This window comes from Streptomyces fungicidicus (assembly GCF_003665435.1).
Lineage (GTDB): Bacteria > Actinomycetota > Actinomycetes > Streptomycetales > Streptomycetaceae > Streptomyces > Streptomyces fungicidicus.
In genome coordinates this window covers 131,335-147,164 of record NZ_CP023407.1, presented here as the reverse complement: position 1 = coordinate 147,164, position 15,830 = coordinate 131,335, and the positions used below count along the sequence as shown (strand labels likewise).

Annotated in this window: 15 protein-coding genes; 9 read left to right on the top strand and 6 right to left on the bottom strand. The window is 69.8% G+C overall.

Going from position 1 to position 15,830, the window contains the following annotated elements:
* The first annotated feature begins 66 nt into the window (after nt 1-66).
* From tap to CNQ36_RS00385, 5 genes are all read left to right on the top strand, one after another.
* Nucleotides 67-2,319 carry a telomere-associated protein Tap gene (gene tap / locus CNQ36_RS00405; protein ID WP_121544446.1) on the top strand — a complete coding sequence of 751 codons (2,253 nt, stop codon included), beginning with the start codon at nt 67-69 and terminating at the stop codon, nt 2,317-2,319.
* 12 nt (nt 2,320-2,331) lie between these two features.
* Entirely contained in the window at nt 2,332-2,889 is a 558-nt protein-coding gene (tpg, locus tag CNQ36_RS00400) for a telomere-protecting terminal protein Tpg (RefSeq protein ID WP_121544445.1), read from the top strand.
* 113 nt (nt 2,890-3,002) lie between these two features.
* Nucleotides 3,003-3,728, top strand: coding sequence for a DUF4241 domain-containing protein (locus CNQ36_RS00395; protein WP_004936862.1), 726 nt, complete (start codon nt 3,003-3,005; stop codon nt 3,726-3,728).
* Nucleotides 3,729-3,905: 177 nt separating this feature from the next.
* Nucleotides 3,906-5,078, top strand: coding sequence for a serine/threonine-protein kinase (locus CNQ36_RS00390; RefSeq protein WP_228312878.1), 1,173 nt, complete (start codon nt 3,906-3,908; stop codon nt 5,076-5,078).
* Nucleotides 5,079-5,128: 50 nt separating this feature from the next.
* Complete coding sequence (locus CNQ36_RS00385; RefSeq protein WP_121544443.1) at nt 5,129-5,635, top strand: GNAT family N-acetyltransferase; 507 nt, start codon at nt 5,129-5,131, stop codon at nt 5,633-5,635.
* Nucleotides 5,636-5,731: 96 nt separating this feature from the next.
* Here the strand turns inward: CNQ36_RS00385 and CNQ36_RS00380 are convergent, their stop codons facing one another.
* The 4 genes from CNQ36_RS00380 to CNQ36_RS00365 form a co-directional block, all read right to left on the bottom strand.
* Entirely contained in the window at nt 5,732-6,535 is an 804-nt protein-coding gene (locus tag CNQ36_RS00380; protein ID WP_121544442.1) for an SAM-dependent methyltransferase, read from the bottom strand.
* Between the two features lie 127 nt (nt 6,536-6,662).
* The gene (locus CNQ36_RS00375; RefSeq protein ID WP_121544441.1) at nt 6,663-7,340 is read right to left on the bottom strand and encodes a GAP family protein; all 678 of its coding nucleotides are present in this window, start codon (nt 7,338-7,340) and stop codon (nt 6,663-6,665) included.
* 11 nt (nt 7,341-7,351) lie between these two features.
* Nucleotides 7,352-8,785, bottom strand: coding sequence for a DUF1254 domain-containing protein (locus CNQ36_RS00370; protein WP_121544440.1), 1,434 nt, complete (start codon nt 8,783-8,785; stop codon nt 7,352-7,354).
* Between the two features lie 106 nt (nt 8,786-8,891).
* A complete protein-coding gene (locus CNQ36_RS00365; protein WP_121548303.1) occupies nt 8,892-10,514 on the bottom strand; it encodes a DUF1254 domain-containing protein in 1,623 nt (540 codons plus the stop codon).
* A 209-nt stretch (nt 10,515-10,723) separates the two neighbouring features.
* Here CNQ36_RS00365 and CNQ36_RS35110 point away from each other — a divergent pair, with 209 nt between their 5' ends.
* From CNQ36_RS35110 to CNQ36_RS00350, 3 genes are all read left to right on the top strand, one after another.
* Nucleotides 10,724-10,888, top strand: coding sequence for a hypothetical protein (locus CNQ36_RS35110; protein ID WP_228312877.1), 165 nt, complete (start codon nt 10,724-10,726; stop codon nt 10,886-10,888).
* A 213-nt stretch (nt 10,889-11,101) separates the two neighbouring features.
* On the top strand, nt 11,102-11,287 hold the full coding sequence (locus CNQ36_RS00355) for a hypothetical protein (protein ID WP_121548302.1): 186 nt from the start codon (nt 11,102-11,104) through the stop codon (nt 11,285-11,287).
* A 286-nt stretch (nt 11,288-11,573) separates the two neighbouring features.
* Nucleotides 11,574-12,221 carry a formylglycine-generating enzyme family protein gene (locus CNQ36_RS00350; RefSeq protein WP_121548301.1) on the top strand — a complete coding sequence of 216 codons (648 nt, stop codon included), beginning with the start codon at nt 11,574-11,576 and terminating at the stop codon, nt 12,219-12,221.
* Between the two features lie 68 nt (nt 12,222-12,289).
* Here CNQ36_RS00350 and CNQ36_RS00345 read toward each other — a convergent pair whose 3' ends face one another.
* Together CNQ36_RS00345 and CNQ36_RS00340 are read right to left on the bottom strand one after the other, a co-directional pair.
* Nucleotides 12,290-13,000, bottom strand: coding sequence for a 4'-phosphopantetheinyl transferase family protein (locus tag CNQ36_RS00345; protein ID WP_121544439.1), 711 nt, complete (start codon nt 12,998-13,000; stop codon nt 12,290-12,292).
* 226 nt (nt 13,001-13,226) lie between these two features.
* Complete coding sequence (locus CNQ36_RS00340) at nt 13,227-14,456, bottom strand: cytochrome P450 family protein (RefSeq protein ID WP_121544438.1); 1,230 nt, start codon at nt 14,454-14,456, stop codon at nt 13,227-13,229.
* A gap of 689 nt (nt 14,457-15,145) precedes the next feature.
* Here CNQ36_RS00340 and CNQ36_RS00335 point away from each other — a divergent pair.
* On the top strand, nt 15,146-15,529 hold the full coding sequence (locus CNQ36_RS00335) for a DUF4180 domain-containing protein (protein ID WP_004936897.1): 384 nt from the start codon (nt 15,146-15,148) through the stop codon (nt 15,527-15,529).
* The last annotated feature ends 301 nt before the right edge of the window (nt 15,530-15,830 follow it).

The following is a 15,830-nucleotide window of genomic DNA, read 5'->3' as shown; positions in this document are numbered from 1 at the left end:
GTTTGTACGCGCAATATGCGCTGTGTGTACGGTTCACTGGATAGAGTGCCGGTCAGGAGGTGTTGCATGTCCGAGTTGTTCGACGCCGTCGACGCGTTGGTGGCGTCCCGCTCGTCCCTCCCGCCCGCCGAGGAGCGCAAGCGGCTGCGGGTCGCCCACGGTCTGACACTGGACGAAGTGGCCGCCGCGCTGAAGGTGCGCCGGGCCACGGTGTCCGGCTGGGAGTCGGTCAGGAAGACGGTCGAGCCGCGGGGCCCGGAGCGTGAGGCGTACGCGCGGTTGATGAACAAGCTCGCCGAGCTCTACCCCGCGCCCCCCGTCCTGGAGGGGGCAGCCGCCCCGGCGCCACCAGCCCCCGTCACCGCCGCTCCCGTCCCGGCGGACGCGCAGACCCGGCCCCCCGCCCCGGCGCCCGATGCTGCGGCCATGAGTCGAGCCGGGAACACCCGGACCCCTCCGGGCCCTCCTTCCTCCGCTCCTGCGCCGGCGGCCGCGCCGCGTCCGGCGCGCACCACCGGAAGCACACCGGCGTCGCGCCGCCCCGGCGCACGGAAGCCGGACCCGGACGGCACCCCGGAGAGCGGCACCGACCCGCGCTTCGAGAACGGACCGCTCGCCGTCGTCGACATCGACGACGACGGCCGGGTCCTCGCGTACTGCACCGGCGGCCTGGTCCTCGGAGTACCCGCGGGGAGCCTCCCGGCCCTGGTGGAATGGACGCTCAGGGAGGCGAGGCTCGGGCAGCCGAGGCTGGCCGGGCCGGGTAAGGACGCCGACCCGCTGCTCGTGCTCACGGAAGCCGCCCTCGAGCGCTACCACCTGCCCGTGGCCCTCAGCGAGGAGGAGCGGCTGGCAGGACGGATCCCGGAGGGCCACAAGGTCATCAAGCAGTTGGCCCGCGCCGACTGGAAACTCACCAAGCGGGGCTTCGGCCCCTGGGCGCGGATCTACCGTCCCGCGCAGGGCTCGGAACGCAACTGTGTGCAGCTGTGCATCCCGTCCTGGAACGCGCTCGACTCCCGCCACTGGGGCAACGCGGCACAGCTCCCGCCGGCGGACCTCGCCCGCGTCCTGAGCGCCTACGCCTCCCGCGTCATGACCCCGCGCGGCTCCACCGCCGTCACCGGCCTGGAGCTGATGACCGCCCTGCACCCGCCGACCCGCGCCTCCGAACGGGACGGCGAAGGCCGTCGCCACAGCGAACACAATCCCGGCAGCCTGGGCAAGGACCCCGTCGACCCGGCGCCGTGCGAGGCACCCGACGGCCACCCCCTCCTGGCGGACCTGCCCCGCTTCCATGTCCGCGGCCCCGAGGAGAAGTTGTTCGAGGAGGCGTGCGACTGGGCGCGCCCGATGACGGACGCCGAGTGCACCCTGCGCCATCTGGTCGGCATCGACGTGAACATGGCCTTCGCGGCGGGCGCCAACGGCCTCATCGTCGGCCTCGGCGCACCCACCCGGATCAAGAACCCGGTGTTCGACCCGAAGCTGCCCGGCTCGTGGTTGGTGGACCTCTCCCACGTCGACCTGTCGAGGGTGAAGGCCGGCAAGGAGTGGGTGCGGCTGGACAGGGATCTGCTGCCCAGCCCGTTCACCCCGAAGGGCGACCGCCCCGAGGGCCCGGCCTGGTACGCCACGCCCACCGTCGCCTACGCGGTGGAGCTGGGCTACGAGGTGCGCCCGCTGGAGGCGTACGTACGCCACGACAACGGCCGTTACCTGGACGGCTGGTATCAGCGGCTGCGGGACGCCTACCTGGGCACGATGGCCGAGCTCGGCGTGCACGCCGACATGGCGCCCGAGGACTTCCTGGCGGCTATGGACGGCTACGGGGAGCGCGACCCGCAGCTGACGATCGCCGTGTCGGCGATCAAGGCGACCGTCAAGGGCGGCCTGGGCAAGCTGCGTGAACGCCCGCGCGGCGAGGGCTGGCGGCCCGGTCAGCCGTGGCGCGCCCTGTCCCGCCCGACGTGGCGGCCGGACATCCGCGCGGCCGTCATTTCCCGCACCCGGATCAACCTGCATCGCAAGATCGTCAGGCACGCGGCGTTCACCGGCCAGTACCCGGTCGCGGTCCTCTCCGACTGCGTCGTCTACGCCGCCGAAGGCACCAGCCCGCTGGACTTCCTGCCCTACCGGGAGGGCAAGCCGCTGCCGGGCGGCTTCAAACTCGGCGTCAATCCCGGCCTGGTCAAACACGAGGGCACCCAGACCGTCCTGTGGGGCGAGGAGGTCCGCGAGCGGTTCAACGCGCCGGAGCTCAACCTCGCCCGGTACATCAAGGACGGCACCGTCACCGACGCCGACAACGGAGAGTAGGGGAGGAGCACGATGAGCCTGTTCGGGGACGGCCTGGACGCCGCGGTACAGAAGGCGTTCACTCGCCCGGCGCCCAAGACCGCGCCCGCGCAGATGCGCTACCTGGTCAGACAGCTCAAGGGCACCCGCGCGGTCGCGCAGATGCTGCGGATCTCCCAGCGCACCGTCGAGCGGTACGTGAAGGACCAGATCAAACAGCCCCGGCCCGACCTCGCCGCGCGCCTGGAGAGCGAGGTGAAGAAGCGCTGGCAGCCGCAGATCCGGGCCAGGGCCCGGCAGAAGGCGGCGACCACCGGCGGCATCGTCATCGACACCCGCGCCCGCCTCGGCTACACCGCGCCGATCGGGTCGACGGACGAGTCCCGCATCCGGCACCTGACCGTCGCCCTGCCTCCGCAGCACGCGGCCCGCCTCTTCGACGCCCAGCAGGCCGGCGCAGGCGACCAGCAGCTGCAGCAGATCGCCGCCGACGCGCTCCGTGAGGTGTACTTCCAGGACGGCGGCCGCCGCGCCGGCTCCCTGGAGGAGGTCCGCTTCACCGACATCGAGCACCTGGAGTTCGACCTGTAGGGCGGCGGGAAGGAACAGGGACGCGGCAGCAGACGACGTGGCCGCAGATGTCACTGGGCACGCGTACCTTTTCGGTTGACCGTCCGGCCCGGGCGGCGACGGAGGGATGAGACATGGCGTGGATCGGGGACGCCCGGCTGGCAGCCGGGCCGGAGGCCGCCTGGTACCTGGAGACGGTGTTCACGCCCGGGGAACACCTGGGGACGGTGTACGACGATCCGACGACGCCTGTCGTGGTCACGGGTGTTGAAGAGGTGACCACCATCCGCATACCCAGCGGCCGCCTTGTCGTGGACGCGCCGTGGCATGACGACGAAGCCCGGGAGTACGAGCGAGGACTGCCGACGAAGCCCCCGCGGGAGCTGGCGGTGCGGATTCCCCCGGGCACCTACCGGGTGGAGATCGCGTGGACGGCGGGGCCGTACGAATTCTTCGGGGAGCACTTCGACGGCGTTGCGTGCGCCGCGACCCGCTTGCGCATCAGCGACGACCCAGTGATCGGGTGGGAGATGGGCCTGGGGATCGACGACGACATCGACCGCCTTCAGCCGGGCGAGCAGTTCCGCTTCTACTCCGACGCCAATGTGGGCTGCTTCGCCGACGCCGGCGCGTGGACGGCTCTGGCCGCGCCGTTTCGCACGTATGTGGACGGCGGGCCGGTGTCGCGCGACTCCGAACAGCTGCCCGGCTGGTGTGAGCGGGTAACCGACGAGTCGCGGCAAGCCGATCTGGTGACGTTCACCGCGGAGTCGGGCGGCGTCGTCTGGCTGGGCCGCGCCAAGACCGGCGACGTGGCCGCGATCGTCGTGACCAGCGGCATGCCCGGAGCCAAGGCATGAGGCGTGCCACCGGACCCTCCGCGCCTGTGACTACTGCCGGTGGTCTCCGTCACCCATGTCGCGGGAGGCCACCGACGGCGCGAACCACCCCATGCCGCCCACGCGCTGCACCCTCTGTGACGGAGTGGGAAGCACTGCCTTAGGGTGACGCCCGAAAGTGCTTGCGGGGGAGGGGCGTTGGAGCGGATCGGCTCATATGCGGTGGAGCGGGTGCTCGGTGAAGGCGGGATGGGCACGGTCTATCTCGCCCGCTCGCGAGGCGGACGCGCCGTGGCGGTGAAGGTGGCCAAACCCGAGCTGGCCCGGGATGCCGGCTTCCGGGAGCGGTTCCGAGCGGAGATAACCGCGGCCCGCGCGGTGGGCGGCTTCCATACGGCACCGGTCGTCGACGCCGACCCCGACGCGCCGACGCCCTGGCTGGCAACCGCGTACATCCCGGGCCTCACCCTTGCTCAGCTCCTTGCCTCGCAAGGGCCGATGGCGGAGGACGGACTGCGACAGCTGGGGCTTGCGCTGGCCGAAGCGCTGCAGGCCATCCACCGATGCGGCCTGGTCCACCGAGACCTGAAGCCAGGCAACATCATCATGGCCGATGACGGCCCCCGGGTCGTCGACTTCGGGATCGCTCGCGCCGTCGAGGGCACCCGCCTGACGATGACAGGCATCGCCGTCGGCACGCCGGGTTTCCTGGCGCCGGAACAGGCTGAGGGACTGCCGGTGTCACCGGCCGCGGACATCTTCGCCCTGGGCGCTGTCCTCGTAGCGGCCGCCGGCGGAAGCGCTTTCGGAGACGGCACGCCGGCAAGCCTGATGTACCGGTCCGTCCATCACCAACCGGACCTCACCGCACTGCCACCCGCACTGCGCGACACCGTGATCGCCTGCATGACCAAGAACGCACAGCAGCGCCCCACCGCGGAGCAGTTGTTGGACATGCTTGCTCCCCGGGAACGGCATGCGGCCCACGAGCCCACGCTGGTCGAGCCCTTTCCGGCGTTTCCTCCTCCGCCTCCGCACCCACCCACACCGTCGAGTTCGCTGGCCACCGTGGCCTCGCCCGAGGGAGCCCCGCAGCTCCTGGCCATGGACCGCAAGAACGCCGTCGTCGCCGACTCCGACGGCATCTCCCTCGGGATCAACGGCCGGCCGACCGACTTTCCCTGGTACACGGTCCGGGCGATCACCCATACGGAATCCGGCCGCGGCCTCGGTCTGACGGTGACCGTCCACCTCACCGACGGCACCTCCCCTTCATGCCGGGTGACCACCCGCGACGAAGAGGAACTGGACGACTGGATCGACAACCTGATCCTGGTCCGCGAACACTTCCTGCCACCGCGGACCACGTAACGACTGGCAACGCGGGTGCTCCGAACGCACCATCCGGTTAGGGTCGGTCGGTGCCCCAGTTGAAGCGGCTGAGTACCGGCCATGCCCCGGCGGTTCTGGCTTTCGAGCTCGCCAACCGTGCCTACTTCGCTGCCTCGGTCCCCGACCGCGGCGACGACTTCTTCGACGCGTTCACCGACCGGTACAGCGCCCTGCTGGCCGAGCAGGACGCCGGCATCTGTGCCTTCTACGTGCTCGTTGCCGAGGACGGCTCGGTTCTGGGCCGGTTCAACCTGTACGACCTCGAGAACGGCACCGCTGAACTCGGTTACCGGGTCGCGCGGCAGGCCGCCGGCCGCGGTGTGGCGACCGCGACCGTCCGGCACCTGTGCCGCCTGGCGGTGGTGAGGCACGGGTTGCACACCCTGCGGGCGGGCACCTCCCACGAGAACGTCGCTTCCCAGAGGGTGCTGGTCAAGGCCGGCTTCGTCCGGATCGACCCGGCTGACGTCGGTGGTGAGTCAGGCCCCTGGTACCAGTGCGACCTGATGCGTGTGCGTACGTTCCCGCCGCGTTGACAGGCTGATCACCAGCGGGCTGAGGCATGTTCGCCTGGACCTGGGTGGAGGGAGGGCCGCCCTCGAGGAAGGGCCGTTCCTGTCGCCCGGAGCGGGTCACTTCTTGAGCGCGACACCGCACACGGAGACGTCGGCGGTGTCCTCCTCCGCCGGGTCGGCGTCCGGACGCCAGGCGGCAGTGGACACGACCCCCGGCTCCACCAGATCCAGCCCGGTGAAGAAGGAGGCGATCTCCTGCGGCGAGCGCAGGTGGTAGGTGTTGGCCGACTGCCCGTTGTAGAACCCGACCGCTGTGTTGAGCGCCTCGTTGGTGTTCGTGCCGTCACTCAAGGCCAGGTAGCTTCCGGAGGGCAGGGCCGACATCAGCGTGCTCACCAGGTCGGCGGGGCGCTCGGCTTCGGAGATCTGCCCCATGATGCCCAGCATGGTCAGGGCGACCGGGCGGCTGAGGTCCAGGGTCTTCGCTGCTTCGGCGAGGATGCGTTCCGGATCCCGGACGTCGGCGTCGACGTAGGCGCAGGCGCCTTCGTCGCTGCTGGTGAGCAGGGCCTGCGCGTGGACCAGGACGAGAGGATCGTTGTCGACGTACACGATGCGGCTCTCCGGCGCGATGTGCTGGGCCAGTTCGTGTGTGTTGTCGGCGGTGGGCAGTCCGGTGCCGATGTCGAGGAACTGACGCACACCGGCCTCGCCCGCGAGGAAGCGCACGGCGCGTGCGAGGAACTTCCGCTGCAGCCGCGCGACGGCGGCGAACTCCGGAAAGGTCTTGAGGATGACCTCACCGGCCTCGCTGTCGACGGGGTAGTTGTCCTTGCCTCCCAGCAGGTAGTTCCAGACACGAGCGGAGTGCGGACGATCGGTCTGCAGCCTGGCCCTGACTTCTTCACGCGGGTGAGTCATGGGGAAAGCTTCACACAGAGCCGTGCATCCGTAGGGCAACTACCCGAATGCCAGCATCACTTCGATCGGCATGAAGAAGGTCGCCGGCTTCCGGGACGAGCGTGGTCACTCTGCTGGATGTCCGGGCTCACGAGGAGAGATCGCTGATGCCGTCGCCCACCAGCTTCGCTGCGAAGAGCAGGCAGATCACGGCCATGATCGCCGTGTTGTTCCGCTCCATCCAGAGCTTGAGGCCGTCGAGGATGTGCTTCGAGCGCCCCTTGAGGGCGAAGTAGAGCACGACCGGCGCTCCGGGCCCGAGGGCGCCGAGCACCACGTAGACCGCCAGAGCCACGGCCTGGGCGCCCGCGGAGGTGCCCGTGCGCGCGATCGCCGACGCCGCGGCGATCGAGAGCAGCAGGTTCTTCGGGTTGAGGGCGGACAACGCCGCCCCCAGTGCCAGCGCCTTGACAGGCGTGAAGGAGTCGACCGTCCTCATCCACTTGGGCAACGTCACCTCCTGGTCGCTGCGAGGCCGGCCGCGCCACTCCTTCACCGCCACCCACAGCAGCAGCACGCCGAGCGCGATGTCGAGGGCGCTGACCCAGTCGGCCGGCTGCCCCTGGTCGGTCGGTCCGGCGCCGCCGGAGACCAGCAGCACGACCGTGCCGACCAGGGCCAGTCCCAGGGCCCAGCCCAGGAGCATCGCCGGTCCGTTGGAGCGCGCCCTGGGGGTGGCGAGCATCAGCACCACCCCGATGATCGGGAAGGCGCTCAGCGCCACGGCGACGCCGTAGGACAGGATCTGACCGATCGCCTCACCCACGGCCGCCTCCCTCACGCCGGTACGATCTCGCCCGGCCGCCAGCTCTTGTCGAACCAGCTTTCGAGCGGGCCGTAGAGCCGCAGCATCACGAAGAACCCCTTGCCGGGTACGGTCTGCACCCAGTTCGCCTGCTCGGCTCCCGGCGCGGTGGGGCCGAAGTGGACGACCGTGTCGCCGTTGCTCTCGGCCCGGACGCCCTCCGACTGGCTGTTGACGCTCGGGTAGGGGTGGTCCGTGCGCAACAGTGACCGGGTCTGGGGGTCGTAGGCGTTGACGGCCCAGAAGTTCTTCGCGGGGACGCCGCTCGGCAGGGTGAGCGTGTAGTGCCGTCCGCCGTCGAGCCACTCGCCCGTGGAGTCCTCCGCCGTGTAGGCGTACTGCGATCCGGTGCCGACGGGCGCCGTCACCATCGCCGGCGAGGAGGCGGTCGCGAAGTAGTAGAACACCGCACGGGAGTCCAGCAGGCGGGCGCCCTCCGCCGACAGGAACTCGTAGCTTCCAGTGGGGAACGGGGTCTTCCACGACCTGTCGGGATAGTGGTAGAAGCCCGGGTCGCGCGGCTTGAAGGCCAGTGTCCGCACGATGCCCGAGGCGATTCTGGCGGCGGTGTCGAGGATCGAGCGCATACGGTCGTCCGGCTGGAAGGGCCGGCCGCGCACGATGCCCAGCGCGGCGAGCTGACCGGCGCGCTCGGGGTCGAGCGACTCGGCCGGCTCGGCCTGGACGATGGTGTCGATCTCCTCGAAGAAGGAGAAGTCGTTGGCGTGGACGGTGTTGAAGTCTGACTCCGCCCAGTTGACGAAGCGCTGCTCGGGCCGGTCCGCCGAGGCCCAGAGCGGGTAGATCCGTGCCGTGAGCAGGCTCTCCGTGCCACCCAGCGCGCGTAGCAGCACCCAGGAGCCGTACGTCGTCGGCCGCACGGCGAAGTAGCCGTCGGGAACCTCACCTTCGTAGCCCGGAGGCAGGAAGAGGTACTCGCCTCCTTCTCCCTTGTCAGGCCCGGCGATGCCCATGTCGGTGACGTAGCGCTGCCACATGTCGTCGACGACGCACAGCGAGTTCCCCGGCGCCTCGATCACGGTGGGACCGTCCTCGTCGAGTGCCAGGAAGGTCATGCCGTAGGTGGTTTCCGTGTTGCCCGTGAGCACCACGGGGGCCGAGGTGCATCGCGGGGCCGTGTAGCCGATGGTGCGGGAGTCGACGCCGATGCTGCGCAGTCCGCGTCGCAACGCCACCATGGAGGCGCCGGGCACGCAGTTGAGGAACGCTTCGATCCCGCGCAGCAGGTCCAGCGTGTCGTAGCTCCGGGTGACGGTATCGGGCATGGGCATGCCGTCGAAGAAGTCCAACGCGCCGAAGGGCGTCGCCAGCCGGTCGGGGCAGACGATGGACGCGAGGGTCTCGGGTGAGGTGCCCGGGTTGGGGGCGTCGCTGACGTGGGGCACTGGGTTCCTCCTGAAGGGGTCGTTCCTCGTTCCGACTCGGCAGCGGTGTCGTGCCCATGCGCCTCTCCGTCCGGACCGCCGTATCTCCGAAGCGCTGTCGTCGAGGTCAATCCACCGCCTCGATCTCGCCCGGCCGCCAGGTCTTGTCGAAGAACGGCTGCAGCGGGCTGTAGAGCCGCAGGACCACGAACCATCCCCGGCCCGGCATGGTCTGGATCCAGTTGCCCACCGGCACACCGTCGGGCCGCTCGGGCCCGAAGTGCACCGTGGTCGTACCGTCCGCGCCGGCGACCGCTGCCGGAGTGGGATAGGCCTGACTGCCGGCCCGGGGGAACCGTTGCGGGGTGTCGAGCATCGACCGCGTCTGGTTGTCGTAGACGGTGACCGACCAGAATCGGGCGGCGGGAATGTCCGGCGGCAGTACCAGTCGGTAGTACCTGCCGCCGTCCAGGGCCCGGCCCTCCTGGTCCGCCAGCGAAAACACGTACTGCGAGCCGACCCCGGGCAGCGGCGCCGTGAACGCCGGGCTGATGCCCACGCCCAGGTACCACCACCAGGAGCGCAGATTGAGTTTCCGGGCGCCGTCGTCGGGGCGGGGCTCGACGCCCCTGTCGGTGATGTCCGCGGGCGGGGCCAGGAACTCGTGGCCGGACACGAGCAGGCCGTTGAGCCACCGGGAGGACGCACCGTAGTAGTGCGCCCCCTCGGCCGGACGCGGACGGCAGGCGAGCGTGCGGGCAGTGGCGTTGCCGACCGAGGCTGCCTCGGTGAGAATCTCCCGCATTCGCGGGTCCGGCTCGAAGGGCCTGCCCTTGACGATGCCGACCGCGGCCAGCGCACCGGCGATCTCGGGGTCGAGCGCCTCGGCCGGCTGGTCGTGCACGAGCTCACTCGCGAAGTCGAAGTACGTCGTGTCCCCGGGCGGAACCGTGTTCACGGGAAGCCCTGAACCCTCGACGAAGCGCGGCGGGTCGGGCCGTTCCATAGCGGCGGTCCAGGTTCGGGCGGTCCACGGCAGCGGCGGGGCCGTGCCGCCGGTGACGATCTCCCCGACGCTCGTTCCGTACGACCCGGGGGCGTAGCGGTAGATGCGCAGGCCCTCCTTGACCCGCTCGACCGCCGGCTTCGGGTCATCGCCCTCCAAGAAGGCCCGCCCACCCAGAACGAGCCGCGTGGTGCGGGTCCGGAACGTGAAGAACCCGCCCTCGGGAACAGGGCCCTCATGACCGGGCGGCACGAAGAGGTACTTGCCGCCTGCTCCGCGGTCCGGACCCGCCAAGCCGGGGTCCGCGACCCAGCGGAACCACATGTCGTTGAGGAAACAGAGCGCCAGGGGCGGCACCTCCACCACCAGCGGACCCTCGGTCAGGTCGAGGAAGGTCAGGAAGTAGACGGTGTCCGCGTTCCCGGTAAGGACGAGCGTCTTGGGATCCATGAACTCCGAGAAGAGCAGGACGTCGTGGTCCTGGATCCCGGCCTCCAGGAATCCCCGGCGGGCCGCCCACAGGCTGACGCCGGAATACGCGTCGAGGAACGCGCTGACCGCGCGCACGTAGGCCACATGGTCGTAGACCCGGTTCGCGGTGTCGTCGGTGGGCACACCCAGCGGGAACCGCAGAGTCCCCAGGTGGGTCTCGACCCGCTCGGGAGTCGAGATCGACTCCATGGCCTGGGGTGAGATCTGTGCGGTGCGCTGCGAGGTATCGCTCCGTTCTCGGGAAGAGGCCACCCTGTCGACCATGTGCCTCACCCACCGCAGATCACCAGCGCACCTGGGCCATCGGAGCGTCTTCGAGCGGTGCGCGAGGAGGCCCACGGCGAAACGGCGCCGGGCAGGCCCGTCACCGTGTCTATCCCGCCCCGGGCCGTACGCTCTCCCGGCTCGGCGTCGACGTCCGCATCGGGATCGGCCCGTCGATCACCGTCGCGCCAGGCGAGGTGGCCGGCTGGCGCGCCCCGCTGCTGGTGGAAGCCCTGCACGGCATCGACCCCCGCCAGGCCGACACCCTGCACGAGTACGGCATCCACACCGCCGGCCCGCTCGCCGCCGAAGAGTTCGGGCCGGGCGTCAACGGGCCGGCCGCCGTACGGCGCGCTTCCTGAACCTGTTCGCCCGGCCGCCGGCTGCTTCGAGCGCTTTCCCCCCCCCGCTCCGCGTACGCGCGGTACCACTTCCCGGCGAGGATCGGCGACCGGACCACCGAGGCCGCTGTCCCTGTCCTCGTGGCCTGAATGGCCCGCCTTCAGCGGAGTGTCGCCCCGGCCCGTATGCTGCGCCAGTTCGGGAACCGCTCGCTGAAGGGAAGCCGCCCCATCGTGTTCCAACAGACCCCCGTCTACGACCGTCTTGTCGCCGAACGCGGCGACATCCCCGTCCAGGTCCGCGGGGAAGCCGACCGGATACACCGCGATCTGGCAGAGGTGATGCGCCGGACATCCTCCTCCTGGCCGAGCGCCCGGCAGAACGTCGTCGACCCGAAAGCCCCGCCCGCTGCCCGGTAGGGCTTTGGATCCCGTCACCTGGTGCTCCCGGTCACGAAAGGGTGAGGGAACCCAGGCTGAAACCCGCACTTGCCGGAACCTGCAGGCAATGGGGCTCCGGCAAGGTCTTCTCCCTGAGGGCTGATGGTCACACTTCGGGGTGCTCCACGTGACACGGTTTATGTGGAGCACCGCTGGAGACGACGCGCAGACAGGCGAGGGGAAGGGCCGTGCTCCCGTACCTTTGGCCGCCGGCAGAGAAGATGCCGGTAGGGTGACCCTCGTGGAAGCGGGGGCAGAAGGCGAGATGGTCGCGATCCCGTCCGGACAGGTGACGCTGTCGGACCGACGGACGCAGAGGAGCTGGAGAGTCGAGGTCGCGCCGTTCCGGATGTCTGCGTGCCCGGTCACGCAGTCCTGGTACGCGCGAGTCACCGGCCGACGGCCGAGTGACACCCAGGGGGACAGGCTGCCGGTCGAGGGTGTTTCGTGGTGGGACGCGGTCCGGTTCTGCAACGCCCTGTCACGGAGCGAGGGTCTGACGCCCGCCTACCACCTGAGCGGTGACGCCGAGACGGCCGAATGGGACACCTCCGCGGACGGGTACCGGTTGCCTACCGAGGCCGAATGGGAGCACGCCTGCCGTGCGGGCACCACTGGCCCTCGGTACGGACGGCTCGACGACATCGCCTGGTACCAGGGCAATTCGGAGGGACGCATCCACGCCGTCGGTGGCAGGCAGCCCAACGCATGGGGCCTGTACGACATGCTGGGCAACGCGTGGGACTGGTGCTGGGACGTCTACGACGCCGAGGTGTACGGCACCTACCGGGTGCTCCGCGGCGGTGGATGGGCCGACGAGCACTGGAGCTGCCGGGCGTCGGTGCGGCGGCGCAGCCACCCGACCTTCCGCATCGACGACGTGGGGTTCCGCGTCGCGCGCTCAACACCCTGACGCACCCGCGGAAGCCTGGGCATCGACGCGGCTCGCCGCCGAGACGCCGGACCGTGGAGCAGACCGTCTCAACGGCTTGCGCCGCCCCGGCCGGCGTACCGCCGGGCGGACAGGTCCGTCCGCGACAGGGCGATCGCGGTGAGCAGGATGCCCCGGCGTGCGAGCCACCGGCCGCCGAACCCGTGGATGCGTTCCCCGTCGACGACGGGGCCCGGGACGAGCAGGCGCGCGGAGAAGGTCCCGGAGCCGGGTTCGATGCGGATGTCCGCCTCGGTGAAGTCGAGTTCGCTCGCTGCGAGCGGGAACCAAGCCTTGAACACCGTCTCCTTGGCGCTGAACAGCAAACGGTCCCAGCAGACGTCGGGCGAGGCCCGCGTCAACGCGTCCACCTGAGCACGTTCCTGAGGAAGCGAGACGAAATCCAGCAGGTCCTGTGTCAGCGGGAGGTTGGGTTCGGCGTCGATGCCGAGTCCCGCCAACGCCGACGAGCGGCCCAGGGCGGCGGCCCGGAACCCGGGGCAGTGGGTCAAGCTGCCGACGATGCCGTCGGGCCACAGCGGTTCACCGCGGGGGCCCGACAGAACAGGCGCCGGCGGCACGCCCAGCTCGTTCATGGCGCGGCGTGCGCACATGCGGACGTTCGCGTACTCACGCCGGCGCTTCGGCCAGGCGCTCGCGACGGCGGCGGCTTCCTGCGGGTACAGGGCGGTCAGTGCTGCGTCGTGGTCGACGAACGTGCTGCCCGTGGCGACGGAGGAAGGCAACAACTCGTCGATCACGACGACACCCCGCGCTCACAGCCGCCCGGACCCCGATGTTCCCGCAGGGTGCCCATACCGTCCCTTCTCCGCAGCGTAGTTCCGCGCTCCCGGCCGGCGAACTCGTCCGCCGCAACGGTCACCGGCCGAGAACGTCAGTACCGGGAGGGAGCCGGTCACAGGCCGGGCCGAGGCGCGCAGCCCTCCAGACCGGACTCCCTCACGTGGGCGTCCCGCGGCGGGGGAGTCAGCCCTGTTCGGCGCCGAGCGACACCGGCAGAGACCTCAGCCCGCGCAGCGCCGTTCCCGGCTGCCAACGGAGGTCGGCCGGGTCGGCCGCCAGCCGCATGTGCGGGAACCGGTCGATGAGCAGGTCGAAGGCTATCTGTGCCTCCAGCCGGGCCAACTGCGCTCCCACGCAGTAGTGGATGCCGTGGCCGAAGGACAGCCCGGAGCCGGCCTGACGATGGATGTCCAAGCTGCTTGCGTCCGGGAACTGGGACTCGTCCCGGTTGGCCGACGTGAGAGCGACCACCACCAGCTCGCCCTCCGGTATCACCACCCCGCCGACCTCGATGGGTTCGGTCGTGAAGCGGAGCGAGGACGTGTTGACCGGACTCTCGTAGCGGAGGAGCTCGTCGACCGCCCCGGCCATCAAGGAGCGGTCCGCGCGCAGAGCGGCGAGCTGCTCGGGATGGCGGAGCAGCGCGTGCATACCGTTGCCGATGAGATTGACCGTCGTCTCGTTACCCGCGACCAGCAGCAGGAACGCCATCGACACCAGTTCCTGGGTGTTCAGCTTCCCGTCGTCGCTGGAGCGCACCAGGCCGGTGAGCACGTCGTCCGACGGTTCCGACCGCTTGCTCTCGATCAGCTCGTGCAGATACCCGAGCAGTGCCGTGGTGGCCTGCGCCATGCTCTCCGGGTCACCGCCGGAGAGCTGGGTGGGGACCCAACCCTTGAAACGCTCCTGGTCGTCGGCCGGGACACCCAGCAACTCGCAGATCACCGCCATGGGCAGCGGATAGGCGAGGGCGGGCATCAGGTCCACCGCGTCCCGGCCCTCCATCGCATCGAGCAGGTCGGTGGTGATCTTCTCGATCCGGGGGCCCAGTTTCTCCACCGCCCGTTGCGTGAACACCTTGTTGACCTGCTTGCGCAGCCGGGTGTGGTCCGGCGGGTCGGCGTTCATCATGTGCGCGGCCAACTCACTGGCGAACACCATGCCGGTCTCACCGTCGGTGTGCCGCTGAATGACCTTCTGGCCGACTTCGATGTTCTTGGACAACCGGTTGTCGGTCAGTACGGACTTCGCGTCGTCGAAGCGTGTGACGAGCCAGACCTTGGTCCCGCCCGGCGCGATGATCTCGCGGACCGGTGCCTCGGAGCGGAGCACGTCGTACAACGCATGCGGATCGTGCTCGAACTCCTTTTCGTCGATCCGGAGCGGAGCCGCGCCGTCGTGGCTGCTGGACATGCTTCCTCCCGTGCGTCGGTACGCGAACATGAACAGGTCGTGCTAGGTGCGGGTGCGGGTGCGGGTAGTCGAGCACTGAATGCCAGGTTCTGCAAGGAATCTGCAGCGAGCGGAACCGGCCTCGCTCGTACACGTGAAATGTGCTCCGGTGAGCGGCCGGGAAAACATGAGAAGCCTGTGTTCCTGATCAACGGGCGCTTGTCGAGGTACTGCGCGCGGGACCGGGAGAAGGCGCGTTTCAGGCATGGGTACGGCTTGCGGCCGCCACGATACACGGCGTTTCAGGATTTCGGGCCGCCGGCCGGTGAGCAGATGGTTTCTGCCGCTGGGCTCCGGGTGATCCGGCCCCCTGAACGTCTGCCTGCCGATTTCCGGCCATACAGTCGTCTGGCTCGATTCCCCGCCCCGCCGGCCGGAACTCTTCCGCACGTGTGGGTGTCGCCCCTCCTTCCGGTGCGGCGTCGCGGGCTCGTTCGCCACCCGTCCGACCAGGGGGAAAGGCAGTGGAGCCCGACCGCCCGAGGGACGCTCGCCGCTGCGCCGCGAGCGCCCGGCCGGTCGGTAAACCTGCACGTCACACAATGGCTGAATAGCTTATCGGGGCCTGAGTGGCGTTGACCGGTGAACAGGTGCGTGTTAGTTTCCTCCGGCGATATGCGCTCATGATTGTTTCACTGGGGGACTGGGAATTGACAGACGTACTGCAGGAACGTCACGGCATTCAGGTATTGATGTGCGATCCGGCGGGGCCCACCGTGGTCACCGAGCAGGATGCCCTGGACCTGATCGGCTCGGCATTATTCGCCGCCGAGATCGTGGCCGTTCCTGTGAATCGCCTCGACGAGAAATTCTTCTCGCTCGGCACCCGTATTGCTGGCGAAATCATGCAGAAGTTCGTCAACTACCGCATGCGGCTGGCCGTTGTCGGTGATATCTCTCGTCATATGGAGGCCAGTTCCGCACTGCGCGCTCTGGTGCATGAATCCAATGCGTCAAGTCATATCTGGTTCCTTCCGGACGTCGAAGCCCTCGATGCGCGCCTGGAGGTCATGAGCGCGAAGGGGCGGGGCTAGCGCGCCCGCCCCGAGGGCGAAGCGAGCCGCCCGTGTGCCCCGGCGCCCGTCCGGTGACGGACCGGACGCCCCGCCCGGCCTCTGCCCGGCGGGCGCACGGAAGGCTCCTGGAACGGCGAGCCCGCAGGGCGTGATGACGCGGGTTCCCCCTCTGGTGTGACACCACCGTCATGAGTGTCGAACAGCCCCCCAGCCTGCGCGGTCGGGAAGCGTGCTGCGGTCAGTGAACGCGCGCACCCGAGAGAGGCAGCAGCAACAGCTGCCCCGCGAAGTCCGCGACATCCGACAGCGGTACACCGGC

Excerpts from the sequence above, each read along its gene's own strand:
- CNQ36_RS00380 (WP_121544442.1), bottom strand. The coding sequence starts at position 6,535 with ATGACTCACCCGCGTGAAGAAGTCAGGGCCAGGCTGCAGACCGATCGT.
- CNQ36_RS00340 (WP_121544438.1), bottom strand. The coding sequence starts at position 14,456 with ATGTCCAGCAGCCACGACGGCGCGGCTCCGCTCCGGATCGACGAAAAG.
- CNQ36_RS00350 (WP_121548301.1), top strand. The coding sequence starts at position 11,574 with ATGGTCGCGATCCCGTCCGGACAGGTGACGCTGTCGGACCGACGGACG.
- tpg (WP_121544445.1), top strand. The coding sequence starts at position 2,332 with ATGAGCCTGTTCGGGGACGGCCTGGACGCCGCGGTACAGAAGGCGTTC.
- tap (WP_121544446.1), top strand. The coding sequence starts at position 67 with ATGTCCGAGTTGTTCGACGCCGTCGACGCGTTGGTGGCGTCCCGCTCG.
- CNQ36_RS00395 (WP_004936862.1), top strand. The coding sequence starts at position 3,003 with ATGGCGTGGATCGGGGACGCCCGGCTGGCAGCCGGGCCGGAGGCCGCC.